Origin of the sequence: Microbacterium sp. B19 (genome assembly GCF_000333395.1) — a bacterium.
Taxonomy (GTDB): Bacteria; Actinomycetota; Actinomycetes; order Actinomycetales; family Microbacteriaceae; genus Microbacterium.
In genome coordinates this window covers 1-3,197 of the sequence record NZ_BADA01000533.1, presented here as the reverse complement: position 1 = coordinate 3,197, position 3,197 = coordinate 1, and the positions used below count along the sequence as shown (strand labels likewise).

Sequence of the window (3,197 nt, the reverse complement as noted above, 5' to 3'; positions counted from 1 at the left end):
GCCCTGGTGCTTCACCTGCTGCGGGATCTGCTCGCGGTCTCCTCCCACAGCCCGCTCGAGCGCGGCGCGCCGAAGGGCTGCACCTGCAGCGTGGACTCCGCGTAGTCGAGACCGACGGCGACGATGCGCTTGGTCTGCTCCTCGACCTCGAGGCGGAGGTTCAGGCCCTCGCGCGGGAGGATCTTGATGCCGCCCAGATCGATGTACGGGCGGACGGCGTTGGCCTCGGATTCGTCGAAGGGGCCGGTCGTCTCGCGATCCACGGGTCCGCTCTTGGGGGCAGGTGCCGCCTCGATCTCCTGATCGGTCTGCGGCTGGGTGTCGTCGGTCATCGGGTGCTCCCTGAAGGGGTCTGGTAGCCGCTGGATCCGAATCCGCCCTCGCCCCGCACGCTGTCGGGAAGGTCGTCGACGGGGAGGAAGCGAACGGGCGGGACGGGCATGACGATGAGCTGCGCGATGCGGTCGCCGACCGCGATCTCGTAGGCCTCGTCGAGGTCGGTGTTCAGCAGCGCCACCTTGATCTCGCCGCGGTAGCCCGCGTCGATCGTTCCCGGGGAGTTCACGATCGTGATGCCGTGCTTGGCGGCGAGGCCGCTGCGGGGAACGACGAACGCGGCGTATCCGTCCGGCAGCGCGATGCGCACACCGGTGGAGACGAGGGCGCGACGGCCTGGCTCCAGTCGGACCGCTTCCGCGGCCACGAGGTCGGCTCCGGCGTCGCCGGGGTGGGCGAAGACCGGGGGCTCGGATGCGACAATGAGGACGTCCACCGTTTCGGTCACCCCACGAGGGTAATGCAGAAGAGGGGGTGCGGCATCCGCACCGGAATCGAGTACCGCGAACGCCTGAGTCCGTCGCTCTGGGCGCTCGTCGCGGCGGCGGTCTGCGGGCCGATGGCGGCCCTCGTGTTCACGCCCGTCGACACGACGCTGGCGCTCGTGATCGGGCTGCTGGTGTCCGTCGGCATCGTGGCGGCGCTGGTCGCCCTCTCCCCCGTCGTCGAGGTCCGCGACGGGGAGTTGCGGGCCGGGCGGGCGCACATCCCGGTCGATCTGCTGGGGGTGCCCTCGGGCGTCGTGGCGGAGGAGGCGCGTACCGCCCGCGGGAGTGGTCTCGACCGGCGGGCCTGGCACCTCATCCGGGGCGGGATCGACGGGATCGTCACGATTCCCGTGACCGATCCCGATGATCCGACCCCGTCGTGGGTGGTGTCCACCCGGACGCCGGACCGCCTCATCGCGGCGATCCAGCGTGCTCAGGTCAGGCTGCGCACTCCACGCAGATGAAGCCGTTGCCGCTCTCTTCAGCGATCTGCGAGCGGTGCTTGACGAGGAAGCAGTTCATACACGTGAACTCATCTTCCTGAGGGGGCAGCACGACGACGTCCAGCTCGATGTCGGACAGGTCGGCCCCGGGCAGCTCGAAGCCCGAGGGGTTGTCGGCATCCTCGTTGTCGATCGACCCCGACGTCTTGTCGGGCACGCGCTCCTTGAGGGCCTCGATCGACTCGCTGTCGTCCTCGGTCTTACGGGGTGCGTCGTAATCGGTGGCCATGCGTGAGGGTCTCTACTTCCGGTTTTTCGTGGTGCATCGCCCGAACGGGCGGCCATAGTTTGCATGACCCGACCCCGATAAGCAAATGCTCTTCTCGGGGTGTCGGCGGGGTGGCCGTGGGCTGCAGCGCGTGAAACTCGCGGCGCGCCCGCGTTATTCCCTGGTTCGGGGGTGCGGCCGTGACACCATGGGCGTCGACCGCAGATCGGAGGGGTGTTTCGCATGGAACAGCTCAAAGTCATCGGAACCGAGGATGACGTCCTCGTCGTCGCGACCGAGACGGGCGAACGTTTCGCCCTGCCGCTCGACGAGGTGCTGCGCGCGGAAGCGCGCCGTGCGCGCCGTGGGCGCGAGCACGACGGCGAGCGTACGCCCCGTCCGAGCCCGCGCGAGATCCAGGCGCACATCCGCGCCGGACTCTCCGCGCGCGAGGTCGCGACGCTGCTGAGTGCCCGCGTCGAGGACGTGGAGAGGTTCGAAGGCCCCGTGCTCGCCGAGCGCGAGCACATCGTCGCGCAGGCCCTCGCCGTGCCCGTGCTCCTCGGGGGCGCGCTCGAGCACGACGGTCCGATCACGTTCGGTGCCGCCGTCCGGGCGAAGCTCACCGAGGCCGGCGCATCGTCGGAGCGCTGGACGAGCTGGAAGGAATCCTCGGGCTGGATGGTAAAGCTCGAGTTCACCGCGAACGGGATCGATCACGACGCGCGCTGGGGTTTCGACCCGCGTCGCAGCACGCTGTCGCCGCAGAACTCGGACGCGATCCAGCTGTCGCGTCAGGGATCGCTCCCCGAGGGACTGATCCCGCGTCTCCGTGCGCTCGACACTCCCCTGCCCAAGGACGACTCCCGCTTCGACAGCGGCGCCTTCGGCCCCCGCCGGCTCGACATCGAGGACGAGCCTGGCGTCGAGGCCACCGGTCCCGTCGCGGCCGCCGTGCAGGCGGCGGCGATCAAGCGCGCCCCCGACGCCCCGGTCACCTCGTCGGAGACGGCCGACCTGCTCGAGGCGCTCCGTCGTCGCCGCGGGCAGCGCGAACCGCTTCCTGGCACCGCCGAGGTGCGCGAGCCGGAACAGCGGACGCCCAGCGCGCCGGTCGCGCTGTTCGACGCCCTCGAGCCCGAGTACCGAGCCGAGGAACCCGAGGCCGAGCCCGAGCGGACCCCCGCTCCCCCGGCATCCACCGATTCCGGTCGGCGCGCGAAGGGGCGACCCTCGATGCCGTCGTGGGACGAGATCGTCTTCGGCGCCCGCACCGACGAGAGCTGACGCGCCGCGTCAGGCGAACGCGCCGAGGCGCAGGAGCGGAACCGTGCGCTCCTCGTCGGTGAGTGAGCCGTGCTGGCCCACCATGCGCTGCGGGCGCTTGTCGCTCTCGCGGTCGTCGTAGTACGCGAAACGCCCGCGCGCGGCGATGAGTACGTCGCCGATGCGCTCGCGCACCTCCGGCGCCACCGGGCCGAACAGCCCTTCCGCGATCGCCTCGTCCCGCGTCAGCACCCAGGCCCGCGCCTGCTCCCGCTCGCGCCAGCGTGAGGCCACGGCATCCGCTTCGCCGGGCGCGGTGTACAGGTGCAGCATGCGGGGCTCGCCGCCGACGATCTCGACGTCCTCCACGAGCGGATCGTCGTGCGTGAGAAGCAC

The 3,197-nt window shown here is 70.8% G+C and carries 4 protein-coding genes and 2 pseudogenes; 2 read left to right on the top strand and 4 right to left on the bottom strand.

Going from position 1 to position 3,197, the window contains the following annotated elements; genetic code table 11:
- Both I5G_RS23495 and dut read right to left on the bottom strand, forming a co-directional pair.
- Positions 1 to 332: pseudogene (locus tag I5G_RS23495) on the bottom strand (DUF3710 domain-containing protein); the annotation flags it as partial.
- Positions 329 to 784, bottom strand: coding sequence for a dUTP diphosphatase (gene dut, locus I5G_RS18150; RefSeq protein ID WP_022880324.1), 456 nt, complete (start codon positions 782 to 784; stop codon positions 329 to 331). The pseudogene I5G_RS23495 and the gene dut, both read right to left, overlap by 4 nt.
- 12 nt (positions 785 to 796) lie before the next feature.
- On the opposite strand from dut, the gene I5G_RS18145 reads away from it, so the two are divergent.
- A complete protein-coding gene (locus tag I5G_RS18145; protein ID WP_022880323.1) occupies positions 797 to 1,288 on the top strand; it encodes a DUF3093 domain-containing protein in 492 nt (163 codons plus the stop codon).
- Here the strand turns inward: I5G_RS18145 and I5G_RS18140 are convergent.
- Complete coding sequence (locus I5G_RS18140) at positions 1,263 to 1,556, bottom strand: DUF4193 domain-containing protein (RefSeq protein ID WP_022880322.1); 294 nt, start codon at positions 1,554 to 1,556, stop codon at positions 1,263 to 1,265. The genes I5G_RS18145 and I5G_RS18140 overlap by 26 nt on opposite strands.
- A gap of 222 nt (positions 1,557 to 1,778) precedes the next feature.
- On the opposite strand from I5G_RS18140, the gene sepH reads away from it, so the two are divergent.
- Positions 1,779 to 2,822: a septation protein SepH gene (sepH, locus tag I5G_RS18135; protein ID WP_026096069.1), complete on the top strand. Its 1,044-nt coding sequence runs from the start codon at positions 1,779 to 1,781 to the stop codon at positions 2,820 to 2,822.
- A 9-nt stretch (positions 2,823 to 2,831) separates the two neighbouring features.
- Here sepH and I5G_RS18130 read toward each other — a convergent pair.
- Positions 2,832 to 3,197: pseudogene (locus I5G_RS18130) on the bottom strand (alkaline phosphatase family protein); the annotation flags it as partial.

Bases quoted from the DNA above. Each gene is read 5' to 3' on its own strand.
- I5G_RS18140 (WP_022880322.1), bottom strand. From the start codon at position 1,556: ATGGCCACCGATTACGACGCACCCCGTAAGACCGAGGACGACAGCGAG.
- sepH (WP_026096069.1), top strand. From the start codon at position 1,779: ATGGAACAGCTCAAAGTCATCGGAACCGAGGATGACGTCCTCGTCGTC.
- I5G_RS18145 (WP_022880323.1), top strand. From the start codon at position 797: ATGCAGAAGAGGGGGTGCGGCATCCGCACCGGAATCGAGTACCGCGAA.